The organism is Pseudarthrobacter sp. J1763, from assembly GCF_050490295.1.
Taxonomy (GTDB): domain Bacteria; phylum Actinomycetota; class Actinomycetes; order Actinomycetales; family Micrococcaceae; genus JBNPEO01.
Genome location: NZ_JBNPEN010000012.1, coordinates 1 through 16081, shown reverse-complemented (window position 1 = coordinate 16081; position 16081 = coordinate 1). Strand labels below are relative to the sequence as shown.

Below are 16081 nucleotides of genomic sequence, written 5' to 3'. Positions count from 1 at the left end.
CTTACAGCCCCACAGAGGCCAGAAGGTGTCCAACTTCCTGCTTACCCATAACGCGGATGCTGCCCTGACGCTGATCGCCCAAACCGATAGGGCCAACCTTAACGCGGACCAATCGCTGGACCGGGAAGCCAACTGCGTCAAACAAACGGCGCACAATACGGTTTTTGCCCGAGTGCAGAACAACTTCAATCAACACGTGTCCCGGGGTGGAGTCCACCAATTTGAACGAGTCAACACGGGCAAAGCCATCTTCAAGTTCCACACCATCGCGCAACTGTGCACCCACACCCTGGGGGAACGGGCCACGGACCTGAACCAAATAGGTTTTAGGTACCTCGTAGGAAGGGTGCGTCAAGCGGTTGGCGAGTTCGCCGTCGTTGGTCAGCAACAGCAAACCTTCGGTGGCGACGTCCAAACGCCCAACATGGAACAGACGCTCAGTGCGGGACTTGCTGTTCTTCAAGAAGTCGCTCACACAAGGGCGGCCTTCAGGATCCTCCATGGTGGAGACAACGCCCTTGGGCTTGTTGAACACCATGTAAATCATGGACTCGTCCAGCTGGATGCGGATGCCATCTACGTGGATCACTGCGGTCTTGGGATCTACGCGGAGACCCAACTCTGTGACGATCTGACCGTCAACCTCAACGCGGCCATCTTCGATCATTTCTTCACACACACGCCGTGAAGCCACACCAGCGGAAGCCATAATTTTTTGCAAGCGCATTCCGTCAGCATCATGGATGTCCGGGTGAATGGCATCCACCTGCGGGCGGCGAGAACGCTGCGGGCGCTTTACCGGACCCAAGTTCCGTCCAAAGCGCTCGTCACCAAAAGCCTGGGCGCCTTCGCTACGGGCGGGGCCCCGGCCTGAAGCATTCTTGTGAATGGGAGTGTTGCGTCCTGCGCCACCGCGACCGGTGCCAGCCTTGGGCCGGCCATCCTTGGCGAAACCTGGCTTGCCTACACCCGGCTTGGGCCGGCGAGCCTTAGGGGCTTCAAAGTTTTCATCGCGTGAGCTACCGGCACCAGCGGCTGCGCCTCGAGAATTGTTCCAGCCCTGAGTGGGCTTGGAGAAGGAACCGCGCTGGGGCGCTCCTCCTGAGCGGCCTGCGCCGCCTGTATTACCTGAGCGGCCTGCTGAGTGGTTGCCTGATCCAGAGTTGCTACGTGGTGAACCCTGTCGTCCCGACTGTGTCATGACCCGTCCTATATTCTTTTCGCCGTTTATAGACTGTCCAACGACAGCCTAGTTTCCGGCATGGTTAATTCGTAGTGTTTTGCCGGATCTGATGCTCAGATCCGGCTGGAATCGTAAAACTCACCTAAAGATTCCAATCCTGGAAGGTGAGGTGAGAGCTGCGGAAGCTCCTGAACATCTGAGATGCCAAGGCGTTCAAGGAAGTAGCTGGTAGTCCGGTAGAGAAGCGCACCACTCTCTGGATCAACCCCGGATTCCTCAATCAGTGCTCGTTGCAGCAAGGTCTTTACGACTGAGTCAACGTTGACTCCGCGAATTGCTGAGACGCTTGCACGTGCTACTGGTTGCCGGTAGGCAATCACAGCGAGAGTTTCTAGTGCAGCCTGAGTGAGTCGTGTGCTTTGCCCGTCTAGGACAAAACGAGATACCACTTCGGCATGCTCGGGACGGGAATAGATTCGCCATCCGCCAGCAAGATTTCGCAATTCAAATCCTCGACGCACACCACCGATTCCGGCCGCGTTATTCGAGGAACTTTCAGTATACCCATTATAGTCTTCACGCAATTGCTCCAAGGCCGTTTCAACCTCGGTGACCGGCACCTCGAGGGCTGCAGCGAGCTCTGAGGCGGTGACCGGCTGGTCAACCACCATAAGTACCGCTTCAACACCGCCGCGCACTAGCTCGGCTTGTTCCACACTCACCAGCCGACCTCCTGTAATTCCGTATGATCCACACCCACTGAAGTTGCCTCAGCGTCCGCAGCTAGGCTGATGGTCAATTCGCCCAACGGGGAACTTTGGTCAAAGGCCACAAGCTTTTGCCGAAACAACTCCAGCAACGCCAAGAAACGTGCCACCACCGTGGCGCCACTGACTGCGTTCTGCGCTAAGTCCGCGAAGCTGATGCGTTGTTGTTGCCGCAAGCGATCCAGCACGTATTCCGCCTGCTCGGCAACACTCACGGGCGCGGAATGTAGGTGTTCTAGGCCCACCACGGTGGGTTCCGGCTCCTTGGGAGCAAGTGCCGCTTGGGCCAGTGCAGCAAATTGTTCCGGTGAATGCCGCCACACCAATTCCGGTAAAAGGGATGCAAACCGCTCTTCGAGTCCAGCCTGACGAGGGAACCGCAGCCCTTCAACGGCAAGAGCCTCCCCTATTACTTGGGCGGCATGCTTGTAGGCCCGGTATTGAAGCAGCCGAGCAAAGAGCAGGTCGCGAGCTTCGAGGAGCGCAACGTCTTCATCATCCGCTACCTCACCGGCAGGCAAAAGACGGGCAGCTTTGATGTCCAGAAGTGTTGCAGCGATAACTAAAAATTCGCTGGCCTCGTCCAATTTCCATTCGGAACCTGCGGCTTGAAGCGCACGAATGTAGGCAATAAATTCATCAGTAACTGTGGCCAAAGCCACCTCTGTGATGTCCAACTCATGTTTAGAAATCAGGGACAAAAGCAAGTCGAAGGGACCGGTGAAATTGCCGAGTCTTACTTCAAAGCCAGTGCGGGTTTGCCCTCCCGCACTGGCTTGATTCGCGGCGCCAACTTGAGGCACAGAGCTGCTTGAGGACTTAGGGAGCGCCACCGCGTGCGATCAGCTCTTTGGCTAGGCGACGGTAGGCGTCAGCACCCTGGTGATTGCCGGCGTAGCTTGTGATCGGCTCAGCAGCAACGGTTGCGTCAGCAAATTTGATGGAACGCTTGATAACCGTCTCGAAGACCTTGTCACCAAACGCCTCAACCAGCCGGCCAATAACTTCGCGACTGTGCAAAGTACGAGCGTCGTACATGGTGGCCAAAACACCGTCGATCTGCAGTGCCGGGTTCAAGCGGTCCTGTACCTTCTCGATGGTTTCCACAAGGAGTGCCACAGCGCGAAGAGCAAAGAACTCACAAATCAGCGGGATGATCACACCGTGTGCCGCGGTCAAAGCGTTCACGGTCAGCAGACCAAGAGAGGGCTGGCAGTCAATGAGAACAACGTCGTAATCGTCCTCAACCTTTTTCAGTGCACGATCCAAAACCTGTTCACGTGCTACTTCATTGACCAGCTGAACTTCGGCTGCCGAGAGATCGATGTTGGCTGGCAGCAAGTCCAAGCCTTCGACACCTGTGGCTTGGATCGCGTCACGAATGTCCACTTTGCGGTCCATCAACACGTTGTAAACGGTGACGTCCAGCTCATGCGGGTTAGCGCCAAAGCCTGCGGAGAGGGCACCCTGCGGGTCAAAGTCCACGAGTAATACACGCCGGCCTTGTTCGGCGAGCGCGGCCGCAAGGTTGATGGTGGACGTGGTTTTACCAACACCACCTTTTTGATTGACCATGGCGATCACTCGCGCCGGCCCATGAGAGGACAAGGGTGCGGGTTCGGGGAATTCACGCAGTGGGCGCCCAGTAGGCCCCATCACGGTGTCTTCGGGGTCCAAGTCCGTGCCTTCCAGAGTTACAGAACCCTGTTCGCTGCTCACGTATCTATCCACACTTTCGAGAATCTTGTTGTCAGCTTCTGACTGGTCTTCTTTCAAGGCTACAGCTAACGACACGGTAATCCACGGACCTTGACTTTTCTTGAGTTTTGAGCCTTACCTTCTACCTGAAGTCGAAGGTTGAGATTGAAGGCCCCTCATCAGCGCCCGCTAAAGCAAGCCAGCGGTGGCTCACCCAAGAATTCTTAGGTGAGCCACCGCCGTCGAACATTTACCAGCCACTCCGCGTGGCCTGAGGGAATTACGCCGTGGCCGGAACCTTCAAAGATTCCTGCGGAACGCTCACCTCGTGGCCAACAATCATGGTGGCCTCATCAAACGGTGCGTTGCCGGCAAGGACTTGGTCCACCTGGCTCTTGTTGATTTCTTTAGTCCAGGTACCCACCAGTACGGTAGCCACTGCGTTGCCAGTGAAGTTGGTCAAGGCACGGGCCTCGGACATAAAGCGGTCAATACCCACGATCATGCCAACACCACCAAGGAGTGCCGGCTGGTGCGCCTGCAATCCAGCGGCGAGCGTTGCAAGACCCGCACCGCTAACACCGGCAGCGCCCTTGGAGGCGATGATCATAAAGATCAAGAGGGAAATCTGTGCACCCAAATCCAGCGGGGTTCCCATGGCGTTAGCAACGAACAAGGACGCCATGGTCAGGTAGATGGCAGTGCCGTCCAAGTTGAACGAGTAACCGGTGGGCACCGTGACACCAACAACGGGCTTGGAGACACCCAAGTGCTCCATCTTGGCGATCAATCGCGGCAAGGCTGCCTCTGAGGAAGAGGTGGAGAAGATGAGCAGGTATTCGCGGGCTAGGTACTTCATCAGCTTGAAGATGTTTACGCCAGCAACCAGCTGCAGAATGCCGCCGAGAATCACGATGATAAACAGCGCACAGGTGATGTAAAAGGCCACCATAAGGGTGAACATCGAGACGATGGCTTTGAATCCGGTGTTGCCAACTACTGAAGCAATGGCACCAAATGCACCAATCGGGGCAACCCACATAACCATAATCAGAATGCGGAAAACGAGCGCCTGTGCGTGAGAGATTGCCTTGAGGATCGGAGCACCAGCAGCACCCATCCGCTGGAGAGCAAAACCAACCAGGATGGCTGCAAGCAGCGTGGGTAGGACTGGAATGTCGCCGGGGATAATGCCTAAGAGGAAGTCAACGGTGCTGTCCGTTGCCGCCTTCTTGTTGGGGTCATATGGTGCCAGCTTGAGGCCCTCACCCGGGTGGATGAGGTTGCCAACAACCAAACCGATAGCCAGAGCAAAGGTGGACATCACAATAAAGTAGCCCAGTGCCAGGCCGCCGACCTTGCCGACTGTTGCCGCTTTAGCGATGGAGCCGATGCCCAACACAATGGTGCAGAAAATGACCGGGCCAATCATCATCTTGATGAGCTTGATAAATCCGTCGCCCAGAGGTTTCAACGACTTTGCAAAATCTGGGAAGAGCAGGCCGACTGCTGCGCCGAGAACTACAGCGAGGATGACGGCGATGTATAGGTAATGGGACTTGTCGAGTCCTTTGCGTTTAGTGCTCGGTACAATCGGGGTCGATGGCGTCGTCGCCATGGGCACTCCTTGAGATCAATGGTTCCAGGTGGGCATACCATGCGGCATGTAGTTGGGAGCTCGGACTACCGTAGGTGATAGTCATTGCGGGCCCCGGTTATGTATCAGCATGGCCTAGCTTGTGATCGCCGTCACTGTTGCGGTCATATTGTTCACACTCAACAGACTTAGGCCGCCACCGTCACTGCGAAGGAGCGTGAATGCATCACCATTGGAGCCTTGCCCGCCGGCTCTTCCTGGCTCATTTACTCTTTGTGGTGTCCATGACTTTTTTGGTGGGAACAGCATTTTTTGTGGATGCGCGGGACCACGCCTACAACCAAGCCGGATTGCGGATGCACACCATTTCTGCTTCCATCGCAGACAATCCCTCGGTGCTCAAGGCCGTTCAGTCGGCGAATCCAACGGCTGAGCTGCAGCCCTACGCCAAAGCCCTTATGCGTGACGCAGACGCTGACTTCATCACCATCATGGCGCCAGACCGAACGCGATGGACCCACCCCAATCCAGCTGAAATTGGCAAGCCGTACATCGGCTCTGTGGACAAGGCACTCGCCGGCGAGAGCCAAACTGAAGTAATGGCCGGCACCTTGGGCCCGAGTGTGCGCACCATTGTGCCCATCAAGGACTCCGCCGGTGTTGTCCGAGCCATGGTGGCTTCGGGTGTCACGGTACGCACTGTGGACATTCTGATCGGCGGCCGCATTCCCGCACTTCTGTTCATTGCCACTGCCCTACTCCTTGCAGGCTCTTTGGCTTCATGGTTCTTGGGACGATACTTGCGCCTCGTGACCAGAGGGTGGGGCCCAGAGGAACTGGGCCACTTATTTGCCTATTACGAATCAGTCCTGCACTCCGTGCGCGAAGGCGTGGTCCTGATTGATAACAACCGGCGCGTGGTGATGTACAACGATCAAGCTGCTGAGCTACTGGGCCTCCCTCCCCTAAAGGCAGGCACACCCACTCCAAGCCAGAGCGTCGCTTCCCTGCCGCTAGCGCCCAGCCTCAAAGAACTCTTTGGGTCCGGCCGCAGCGCGCGGGATGAGATTCATCTGACCCAAAAACGTGTTCTGGTACTCAACCAAGAAGAGGCCCGCCCTTCAGCCACACCGCCAGGTCCCGCGCCGGTTATGGGCACTGTTGCAACCCTGCGAGATCAAACGGAGCTCGAATCCTTAGGTAGCGAGCTGCAGAGCGTCAAGACACTTTCCACAGCTCTGCGCGCTCAAACTCATGAACACGCTAACCGTCTGCACACCATGGTTTCCCTGATGGAATTAGGCAGAAGTACTGAAGCCTTGGATTACGCCACCCGAGACCTCAACCTGAGTCAGCAACTCACCGACGACATGCTTAATTCCGTGGACGAGCCGGTGATCAGCGCATTGATTATGGGCAAGTCAGCCCAGGCCAATGAGCTTGGAATTGAACTCATGGTGGACGCTTCCGGGGAACTCAGCGGTTCTGGCGTCAGTGTGCACGAACTCGTCACGATTATGGGCAATCTCTTGGACAACGCCATGGACGCAGTGGCCCAAGTAGACGGCGAGCGCCGGATTTGGCTCAGCCTTGAGGCTGAAGAGCATTGTTTGCGAATCAGCGTTCAAGATACCGGCCCTGGGATTCCCCCTGATGCCTTGGAGAAGGTGGCTTCCTATGGCTACTCGTCCAAAACTCATCAGGGATTTGGTCGAGGCCTAGGCTTGGCTCTAGTCCGGCAATCAGTGCACCGTCTTGGCGGCACCATGACCATTGAAAGGACCCATGTCACGGACATACCCAAAGGGGCCTTTATCGAAGTGGAAATTCCGCTTCTTGAACACAGCAAGGAATCAGGACTGTGAGTAGCACTCTTCACCCAGCAGTTGACCCTTCAGGAGCTATCCGAGTTCTTGTGGTGGAAGATGAGTCGGTTGCCTCCGACGCGCACTGCGCGTATCTGAACCGGCTTGATGGTTTTGTGGTGGCGGGCGCTGCTCCGGACGGCCAATCTGCACTAAGAATTCTCAACGAGCTACATGCCGCCGGGCAAAGCGTAGATCTTGTCCTACTGGACATGAATCTGCCGGACATGCACGGGTTAGACGTTGCACGCCGGATCCGTGCGGCAGGGATGGCAGCTGACATCATTGCCATTACAGCTGTCCGCGAATTACATGTGGTCCGCAACGCTATCTCCGCCGGAGTGGTCCAGTACCTCATCAAGCCATTCACTTATGCGAGCTTTGCCGAGAAGCTGTCCAATTACCGCGACTTCCGCAGCAAGTTGGCGCAATCAAGCGCGAGTATGGCTTCGCAAAGCGATGTTGACCAGGCGTTCGCTAGCCTCCGGACGCCGCTTGATTCCCCCTTGCCCAAGGGACTTTCTCAGACAACTCTCCAAGCTGTCAGCGATTTTGTCCGCAAGCACCCGGGGGCGGTCTCGGCGACTGAGCTGACCAACGCCGTGGGAGTTTCACGCGTCACGGCACGCAGGTATCTGGAACACCTCTCCGACACCGGCGTTCTCAAGCGGACGCCGCGCTATGGCACGCCGGGCCGCCCAGAGAACGAATATTCATGGAATCCATAGATTTGTATACAACATAAGGTTTTTTATTCACTTTCCTCCCAAAAAAGGCCTCTAGTGTATACACTGAAGGCATGAGAGCCAGTGAGCGCGCGTACCAGTCGCTCCACGACGACATTCTTCAGTGGCAGCTGCCCCCGGGCACCGTGCTGACCGAGGTGGAGCAGTCCCAGCGTCTGGGAATTTCGCGCACTCCCCTACGCGAGGCCTTGAGCCGGCTCTCCGCAGAAGGACTTACGACGGCGACTGGCGGGCGCGGTGTAGTAGTCACCGATGTTTCGGCCGAGAGAGTGCGCGAACTGTTTGAACTCCGCGTGGCCTTGGATTCCCAAGCCGCTGCACTCGCCGCCCAACGCGGCAATCCCAAACTATTCCGGGAACTTCAGGCCCAACTAGAAACCGCAGCATCGCAGATCAGTGCAAGTACCGACGAAGATCCAGACCGGACCGCCTACTACTCCTTGGCTAGCCGACTCGATGAGGAAATTGATGCAGCCTGTGGCAATAGCTATCTAGTAGCAGCACAGCGACAATTGCGGGTACACCTCATCCGTCTACGGCGCTTGGCCAAAGATAACCCAGCTCGCCTCCAGTCAGCCGCCGCCGAGCATGCCACCATCGCGGCCGCGATTGCTGCTGGAGACTCCGCCTTAGCTGCCGCCGCCACACGCATTCATCTACACAAAAGTCTTGAACACTTACTAAAAGCACACGAAGAGAGCGAGAAGGCCCAGTGAAAACCCATCACGTCCGCGTCTACAAGAGCGACGAGAACCTCCCCCGCGAAGAACAACTCGCTTGGAAGATTGCTTCAGTTGCGGCTGACCCCGTTGCAGTGAACGAAGACGTCACCCAAATGGTCATCAACCGCATCATCGACAACGCCTCGGTAGCGATTGCGTCCCTGAACCGAGGTCCGATTATTGCGGCACGCGCCCAAGCCCTCAGCCATGCGCCGAGCACGGGCGGCACTGGAGCCTCGGTCTTCGGCATCAGCGAGAAGGTCTCCCCCGAGTGGGGTGCTTGGGCAAACGGTGTGGCGGTGCGGGAACTGGACTATCACGATACGTTTTTGGCGGCCGAGTATTCCCACCCCGGTGACAATATCCCGGCCATCCTTGCCGTGGGACAACACACCGGTGCCAGTGGCGCAGAGCTGATTCGAGGCATCGCCACGGGCTACGAGATTCAGGTCAACTTGGTGAAGGCTATCTGCCTGCACAAACACAAGATCGACCACGTTGCACATTTGGGCCCCTCAGCAGCTGCCGGAATCGGAACCCTTTTGGGCCTTGACGTAGAAACCATTTTCCAAGCTGTAGGCCAAGGGCTGCACACCACAACGGCAACCCGCCAATCCCGCAAGGGCGAAATTTCCACGTGGAAGGCACACGCACCGGCCTTCGCAGCGAAGATGGCAGTTGAAGCTGCGGATCGCGCCATGCGGGGACAAACTTCACCCGTACCAATTTATGAAGGCGAAGACGGCGTTATCGCTTGGCTACTCGACGGCCCGGAGGCGGCCTACGAGGTACCGTTGCCGGAGGCCGGCGAGGAAAAGCGCGCCATCTTAGACACTTACACCAAGGAACACTCCGCCGAATATCAAGCTCAAGCGTGGATCGACCTAGCCCGGAAACTCCACCGCGAACACCCTGAAGTCACTGACGCCAGCAAGGTCAAGAGCGTCCGCATCAAGACCAGTCACCACACCCACTATGTGATTGGTACTGGCGCCAACGATCCACAAAAATACGATCCCAAGGCATCCCGCGAAACTCTGGATCACTCCATCCCCTATATCTTCACCGTTGCGTTGCAAGACGGCACATGGCACCACGTGGATTCGTACTCCCCGGAGCGTGCAGGACGCCCTGACACAGTGGATCTTTGGAACAAAGTCACCACCGAAGAAGACCCTGAGTGGACGCGCCGCTACCACTCCCTGGACATCGCCGAGAAAGCTTTTGGTGGCTCTGTAGAAATTACGTTGACGGACGGCACCGTTATCACTGACGAAATCGCCGTCGCCGATGCCCACCCCCTTGGGGCTCGGCCATTTGCTCGTGAGCAGTACATCAACAAGTTCCGCACCCTGGCCACAGGCTTAGTGACTGAAGAAGAAATTGATCGCTTCCTCACAGCTGTTCAGAAGCTTCCGGAACTAGCAGCCGGCGAACTGGACCAGCTAAATATTGTTGCCGCACCGGGCGTTATTGACCTTGCAGCAGCGCCGAAGGGACTGTTCTAAATGTTGTATTCCTCCACCACCCCAGAACAGAAGCGTATTGCTTTCCGGAACCTCCTAGCTTCCGGCGAGACTGTCCAATTTCCGGGCGCCTTTAACCCGCTCTCGGCACGGCTGATTGAGGAAAAAGGATTTCAGGGTGTCTACATTTCAGGCGCCGTCCTGGCCAACGATCTTGGTCTGCCGGATATTGGCCTGACCACCCTCACTGAAGTGGCACAGCGGGCCGGGCAGATTGCTCGAATGACCAACCTGCCCTCGATTGTTGATGCGGATACAGGTTTTGGCGAGCCCATGAATGTTGCTCGCACCATCCAAGAACTGGAGAATGCTGGCCTTGCCGGTTGCCATATTGAGGACCAGTTCAATCCCAAACGTTGTGGACACCTTGACGGAAAAAACGTGGTTGACGAGGACGTTGCCGTCAAGCGAATTCGGGCTGCCGCAGATGCCCGCCGGGATCCCAACTTCCTGATCATGGCCCGCACCGACATTCGCGCAGTAGACGGCTTAGAGGCAGCGAAGAACCGTGCCCGTGCACTAGTTGAGGCTGGCGCGGACGCAATTTTCCCGGAAGCGATGAAAGATCTCGGCGAATTCCAAGCTATCCGTGATGCTGTGGATGTGCCGATCTTGGCGAATATGACAGAGTTTGGAAAGAGCGAATTATTTACTCTTGAACAACTCCACAGCGTGGGGATCAACATGGTGATTTACCCTGTGACACTTTTGAGAATTGCCATGGGTGCAGCCGAGCGAACTCTGGACGCCATCAAGTCCGAGGGAACCCAAGAACAACAAGTGCACAATATGTTGACACGAGCACGTCTCTACGAATTAGTGGACTACGAGGCCTACAACCAATTCGATACGGGAGTTTTCAACTTCCACGTTCCTGGACGGCACTAGCCAAATCAGTGAATATCCGCTGAAGCTGAATATAACCTCAGCGGACGCAACGCAGCTAGCAGCACTAGACAGACAAAGGAGTCCCATGAGCAACCAAGAAGCATCGGCCCAGGAGGTTCACAAGGGCCTAGCCGGAGTGGTGGTTGATTTCACCGCTATTTCAAAGGTTAACCCCGAGAGTAACTCACTCTTGTACCGTGGTTATCCAGTTCAAGAATTGGCTGCGAAATGCAGCTTTGAGCAAGTGGCATACCTGTTGTGGCACGGAGAACTGCCCACCGCTGAGCAATTGGCGGAATTCACTGCCCGCGAGCGCTCGTCCAGAGCGCTTGATCCAGTGCTCAAACAGATCATTGACACACTCCCCCTCGAATCCCACCCCATGGATGTGTGCCGCACAGCGGCGTCCGTACTGGGCGCGCGCCATCCGCTTGCGGAGGATGCTTCCGCCGAAGCAAACCTGAGCAAATCCATTGACCTATTGGCGGCCATGCCGGCCGTTGTGGCGTACGATCAGCGGCGCCGGCACGGTCAAGAAGCAGTGGCGCCCCGTGAAGATTTGGATTACGCATCAAACTTCTTGTGGATGGCGTTCGGCGAAGAGGCAGCCCCCGAAGTGGTGTCAGCTTTCAACGTTTCGATGATCCTTTACGCCGAGCATTCGTTCAACGCTTCCACTTTCACCGCACGGGTGGTGACCTCAACACTGTCTGACCTTCACTCGGCAGTGACAGCTGCCATCGGTGCCCTGAAGGGATCTCTCCACGGGGGCGCCAACGAGGCTGTGATGCACACCTTCGATGAAATTGGGATTCGCCCTGAAGAAACTCAGGCTGAGGCTGCTGCCCGTGCCAAGACCTGGATGGAAGAAGCACTTGCAGCGAAGAAAAAGGTGATGGGGTTCGGCCACCGTGTGTACAAAAACGGTGACTCCCGTGTGCCCACCATGAAGGCTGCCCTGGACGATATGGTCAAGCACTATAACCGGCCAGAACTTTTGGGACTGTACAACGGTCTAGAGCAGGCCATGGACGAGGCGAAGTCCATCAAACCTAACCTCGACTACCCTGCCGGCCCCACCTACCACCTGATGGGTTTTGATACCCCCACGTTCACCCCGCTATTTGTAGCCAGCCGAATTGTTGGCTGGACAGCTCACATCATGGAGCAGCTTGCTTCCAACTCGCTGATCCGTCCGTTGAGCGCCTACAACGGCGTGGAGGAACGGCACCTCGGCTAACTCAGCCATTCAGACATCCAAAAGAAGTACGACGGCGGCCAGGTCACCCATACTGGTGACCTGGCCGTCGTCGTGCTTTTAAATGTCCGTGTGGACTCCGGGTTCCGGATTGCTCGGGCCCAGGTTGGTGACGGAGTCAACACTCTGGTGATCTTCCTTGAGGCGGACTTCCAAACGCTTTACTTCTCCGTCAAGCGCTGCCGGGAGCCAATGCCTGGCGTCCTCCCACATCTGCGAAAAAGGAAGTTCGTTGATGTCAAACCACTGCGGAGATATTTCGTGCGTTTCGGTGGGGGTGCCCTCCCAGTGACGTGCAGTAAAGAGAGTGGTATCCATGTCCCATTCAGGCTTTGTGGGGAACGTAAAGAGAATGCTGCCCACCGGCTGAAGATGTTCTTCCCGCACGATCACAGAACATTCTTCAAAGACCTCGCGTGCCGCAGCCTGGGCCACTGACTCTCCCGGTTCCACGTGTCCGCCAATCCCCACAATTTTCCCGGCACCGAAGCCTGTCTTTTTGAGGCCCAGCAGTACAAGGTGCCCGTCACCTGATGTTTCGTCGAGGAGGAAGCAGAGGGTAACGGGCGCCGGTGTCATAAGACCAAGCCTACGGTGTGGTGATTTTCAATGAGGTCAGCATTGCACGCAGTTGCTGGTACTCCGGAGTCAGCATGTACGCCTGAGCCTCGTTCATCGAGTTGAATGTATGGAGCGCAGGATCCGCCGGTGCTGAGGCGCTATATTCAAAGACGTCAGCGAAACTGTAGATCCTCGACGTTGCAGTTGGGCCGTTTACAACGTTGTAGAACATACAAGTGGTCCCGTCGGTTCCAGCCGTTGTGGTGGTCAGACCAAGGGTTCCATACACCTTGCCGCTTTGTTCCACTGCGCGATATGTGAACCGCGGAGTCACTGAGGCCGGAACATCCGCGTTATAAGGAAGATTCATTTCTTCAAAGTCCAGAACCGAGTAGGGGTACCGCTCCGGACCGCAAGCACCACCAAGTCCGCCCACCTCGCCGCCGTAGCTCAATTTCGCCATTTCTTTCCCGGCAGCGTCTTTGACCGTCAGGTTCACTGCGCCTGCCCCTGTGGCGCCACCACCATTTGCGCCGGTGGACGGCGCCACGGTCCAATCGCTCGGATACTGGAAACTGACTACACCGTTAGCGCCGCTGTATTTTTTGGTGGTTGCAGTTCCGGTAGGTGTGGCAGACGCACCGGCGCCGGGTCCTTTACCCACCAACGACTGGCGAATCTGGACGGGAATTCCCTTCGCCGTGAATTCCGCGTCCATCGCTTCTTGTGCTGTTAATTGCTTTCCGTCGGCACCAACACTGTTATTCATGGCTTGGAATTCCCAGTTCAGTACTGTGGACCAGTCAGCGGCAGAGTCATGCAAAAACCGCCCGTTGCTGACCTTTGCGATCATGTACCAAGCGTTGCCCCCGTCCAGCTTCATGGCTCGAACTCCCGCATCAGAAATCTCATAGGCCAACCAGCCGTCCGCGCAACCGAGTACTTTGTAATACCCCTGGTTGGCGGGGGCAATGGGAGTGTTTTGGGGATTCTGGGTATTCATCCGCTCGTCAATGTTCTCTACCGTGCAAGCGACGCCGCCCGTTGTCAGTGCTGCTGCGCTGGTTGACGGCGAGCTTGAGGCTGTAGGGCTTGGCGAGGCGCTGTTCGGGTTGGTTGCAGGACTTGGCTTCGGCTGTAACGGGGCCAGATTCAGTCCTATAACTACCGCCGCAGCGGCGGCAGCAACCGCCACAACTGCAGCTATGGCTCGAAGCGTGCCACGCTTGCGCCGTGCCCGGGCGAGCTCCAGTTCGTCTACCGATCCAGTGGAAACTTCACCCAGATGCTCGGGGGCTGCGTCAGGGCTTTCTGTCCCAAAGCGGGACTTCGAACCTACCTCATCAGGCACTACCGCACCTCCCAACGGAGCCTGGGCGCCGGGGACTGTACCGGCAGCAGGCAGTTTGGGATCCGCAACGTTGGGACGGGCGGCCTTCATAAGCTCTTCAATGCGGTCCATGACTAGGCCGTCCTTTCTTGTGCGAGCTGGGCAGGAATGTGTTTAGCGAAAGATTTTCGTGCTCGGTGCAAGCGCACACCGGCGGCCGTTGGGCTACAACCCAGCGCCTCTGCAAGTTCAATGGTGGTCAGGTCATCCCAGTAACTGAGCATGAGAACTTCTCGTTCTTTCTCACTGAGTTGTTCTAGGACTTGCGCTACGAGTGCACGTTCGTTGGTGTTGTGCTCGGATTCTGCCGCCATAGCCTCTTGCTGGAGCCGCTCTTGGAGCATTTGGCTGCGTTCGCGTGCCTTGTACTCGTTGCCTACAACGTTCCGGGCTGTAGCTAGTAGCCAACCGATTCCAGGGTGAAGTTCTGACTTTTGCCACGCTAGACGAAAGAGGCTCTTCGCAGTTGAGGGTGTAGTCGAGGGTCGGCGGCTGGTTCGTGGATAGACGTCGAGGTCTTCCAGGATGGAAGTTCTCACACTGCCCATCTGCCGGAAGACCTCGACTTGCACCACCCTACGTTCGCGACCCCTGACCTCACCACGTTCTGCCGTCTCGATGAGCTCGGCCTCGAAGCCATCGGCCAGTTGATCGAGCCCGACCGGGCGGTACTCGAGTGCCGCGTCGTTGACGATGACCCGTGGTGTCGGAAGTGCGGCGCCGAGGGCGTGCCGCGCGACACCGTGACGCGTCCGCTCGCGCACGAGCCGTTCGGGCACCGGCCCACGACGCTGCTGGTGCGGGTGCGCCGCTACCGGTGCGGCCACTGCCGCCGCACCTGGCGGCAGGACACGACGAACGCGGCGGCGCCGCGGGCGAAGATCTCCCGCGGCGGGGTCGGGTGGGCGCTGAAGGCGATCGTGGTCGACCACCTCACCGTCTCCCGCGCCGCGGCAGGCCTGGGTGTGTCGTGGCACACCGCGAACACCGCGATCCTCGCCGAGGGCAAGCGGCGGCTGATCGACGATCCGGCCAGGTTCGACGGCGTCACCACGATCGGCGTCGACGAGCACGTCTGGCGTCACACCCGGTTCGGTGACAAGTACGTGACCGTGATCATCGACCTCACGCCCGCCCGCAACAAGACAGGTCCCGCACGGCTGCTGGACATGGTCGAGGGTCGGTCGAAGGCGGTGTTCAAGCAGTGGCTCGCCGCCCGGCCCAAGGAGTGGTCGAAGCAGATCGAAGTGGTCGCGATGGATGGGTTCAGTGGGTTCAAGACCGCCGCGTCCGAGGAACTCCCCGACGCGGTCCCGGTGATGGATCCGTTCCATGTCGTCCGGCTCGCCGGTGACGCCCTGGACCGGACCCGGCAGAGGGTTCAGCAGGACACTCTCGGGCACCGCGGTCACGCCGGGGACCCGCTCTACGGGGTCCGCCGCACCCTCCACACCGGCGTGAGCTTCCTCACCGAGAAGCAGACCGCACGGCTGGACGCGGTGTTCGCGGTCGAGGAGCACGTCGAGGTCGAAGCGACCTGGGGCATCTACCAGCGCATCGTCGCCGCCTACCGCGAACCCGACAAGAAGAAGGCGAAGGAGATGATGCGGTCGGTGATCGATTCCGTCAGCAGCGGCGTCCCCGCGATGCTGGCCGAGATTCGCCGGCTCGGTCGGACGTTGAAGCAGCGCGCCGCGGACGTCCTCGCGTTCTTCGACCTGCCCGGCACGAGCAACGGTCCGACAGAGGCGATCAACGGCCGACTCGAGCACCTCCGCGGCTCCGCGCTCGGCTTCCGCAACCTCGCGAACTACACAGCCAGGAGCCTGCTCGAGGCCGGAGGTTTCAGACCCTCGCTACACCCTTGATTCCGAAGAGCC

At 57.8% G+C, this 16081-nt stretch carries 15 protein-coding genes; 7 read left to right on the top strand and 8 right to left on the bottom strand.

What is annotated here, in order from left to right; translation table 11 throughout:
* Position 1: 1 nt before the first annotated feature.
* The 5 genes from ACQQCD_RS11435 to ACQQCD_RS11415 form a co-directional block, all read right to left on the bottom strand.
* A complete protein-coding gene (locus ACQQCD_RS11435) occupies positions 2 to 1201 on the bottom strand; it encodes a pseudouridine synthase (protein WP_430268510.1) in 1200 nt (399 codons plus the stop codon).
* A gap of 95 nt (positions 1202 to 1296) precedes the next feature.
* Positions 1297 to 1905, bottom strand: a complete 609-nt coding sequence (scpB, locus tag ACQQCD_RS11430) for an SMC-Scp complex subunit ScpB (protein WP_430268509.1) — start codon at positions 1903 to 1905, stop codon at positions 1297 to 1299.
* A complete protein-coding gene (locus tag ACQQCD_RS11425) occupies positions 1902 to 2753 on the bottom strand; it encodes a segregation and condensation protein A (protein WP_430268508.1) in 852 nt (283 codons plus the stop codon). Before ACQQCD_RS11425 ends, scpB begins: the two co-directional genes overlap by 4 nt.
* Positions 2754 to 2769: 16 nt before the next feature.
* Positions 2770 to 3669 carry a ParA family protein gene (locus ACQQCD_RS11420; protein ID WP_430268507.1) on the bottom strand — a complete coding sequence of 300 codons (900 nt, stop codon included), beginning with the start codon at positions 3667 to 3669 and terminating at the stop codon, positions 2770 to 2772.
* A gap of 259 nt (positions 3670 to 3928) precedes the next feature.
* Positions 3929 to 5266: a cation:dicarboxylate symporter family transporter gene (locus ACQQCD_RS11415; protein ID WP_430268506.1), complete on the bottom strand. Its 1338-nt coding sequence runs from the start codon at positions 5264 to 5266 to the stop codon at positions 3929 to 3931.
* 200 nt (positions 5267 to 5466) lie between these two features.
* Between ACQQCD_RS11415 and ACQQCD_RS11410 the strand changes: the two genes are divergently transcribed.
* The 6 genes from ACQQCD_RS11410 (at position 5467) to ACQQCD_RS11385 (ending at position 12232) form a co-directional block, all read left to right on the top strand.
* Positions 5467 to 7110 (top strand): sensor histidine kinase, encoded by a 1644-nt coding sequence (locus ACQQCD_RS11410; RefSeq protein ID WP_430268505.1) that lies wholly within the window; start codon positions 5467 to 5469, stop codon positions 7108 to 7110.
* Entirely contained in the window at positions 7107 to 7838 is a 732-nt protein-coding gene (locus tag ACQQCD_RS11405; RefSeq protein ID WP_430268504.1) for a response regulator, read from the top strand. Before ACQQCD_RS11410 ends, ACQQCD_RS11405 begins: the two co-directional genes overlap by 4 nt.
* Before the next feature lie 71 nt (positions 7839 to 7909).
* Positions 7910 to 8572, top strand: a complete 663-nt coding sequence (locus ACQQCD_RS11400; protein ID WP_430268503.1) for a GntR family transcriptional regulator — start codon at positions 7910 to 7912, stop codon at positions 8570 to 8572.
* Positions 8569 to 10086, top strand: a complete 1518-nt coding sequence (locus tag ACQQCD_RS11395) for an MmgE/PrpD family protein (protein ID WP_430268502.1) — start codon at positions 8569 to 8571, stop codon at positions 10084 to 10086. Before ACQQCD_RS11400 ends, ACQQCD_RS11395 begins: the two co-directional genes overlap by 4 nt.
* Positions 10087 to 10992: a methylisocitrate lyase gene (prpB, locus tag ACQQCD_RS11390; protein WP_430268501.1), complete on the top strand. Its 906-nt coding sequence runs from the start codon at positions 10087 to 10089 to the stop codon at positions 10990 to 10992.
* A gap of 85 nt (positions 10993 to 11077) precedes the next feature.
* On the top strand, positions 11078 to 12232 hold the full coding sequence (locus ACQQCD_RS11385; RefSeq protein ID WP_430268500.1) for a bifunctional 2-methylcitrate synthase/citrate synthase: 1155 nt from the start codon (positions 11078 to 11080) through the stop codon (positions 12230 to 12232).
* Positions 12233 to 12310: 78 nt separating this feature from the next.
* Here the strand turns inward: ACQQCD_RS11385 and ACQQCD_RS11380 are convergent, their stop codons facing one another.
* From ACQQCD_RS11380 to ACQQCD_RS11370, 3 genes are read right to left on the bottom strand one after another with little or no spacing between them, the layout of a single operon-like run.
* Positions 12311 to 12829, bottom strand: a complete 519-nt coding sequence (locus ACQQCD_RS11380) for an 8-oxo-dGTP diphosphatase (RefSeq protein WP_430268499.1) — start codon at positions 12827 to 12829, stop codon at positions 12311 to 12313.
* 10 nt (positions 12830 to 12839) lie between these two features.
* Positions 12840 to 14273, bottom strand: a complete 1434-nt coding sequence (locus ACQQCD_RS11375; protein ID WP_430268498.1) for a hypothetical protein — start codon at positions 14271 to 14273, stop codon at positions 12840 to 12842.
* 2 nt (positions 14274 to 14275) lie between these two features.
* Complete coding sequence (locus ACQQCD_RS11370) at positions 14276 to 14740, bottom strand: RNA polymerase sigma factor (protein ID WP_430268497.1); 465 nt, start codon at positions 14738 to 14740, stop codon at positions 14276 to 14278.
* Between the two features lie 27 nt (positions 14741 to 14767).
* Between ACQQCD_RS11370 and ACQQCD_RS11365 the strand changes: the two genes are divergently transcribed.
* On the top strand, positions 14768 to 16069 hold the full coding sequence (locus ACQQCD_RS11365; RefSeq protein ID WP_364275828.1) for an ISL3 family transposase: 1302 nt from the start codon (positions 14768 to 14770) through the stop codon (positions 16067 to 16069).
* Positions 16070 to 16081: the final 12 nt, after the last annotated feature.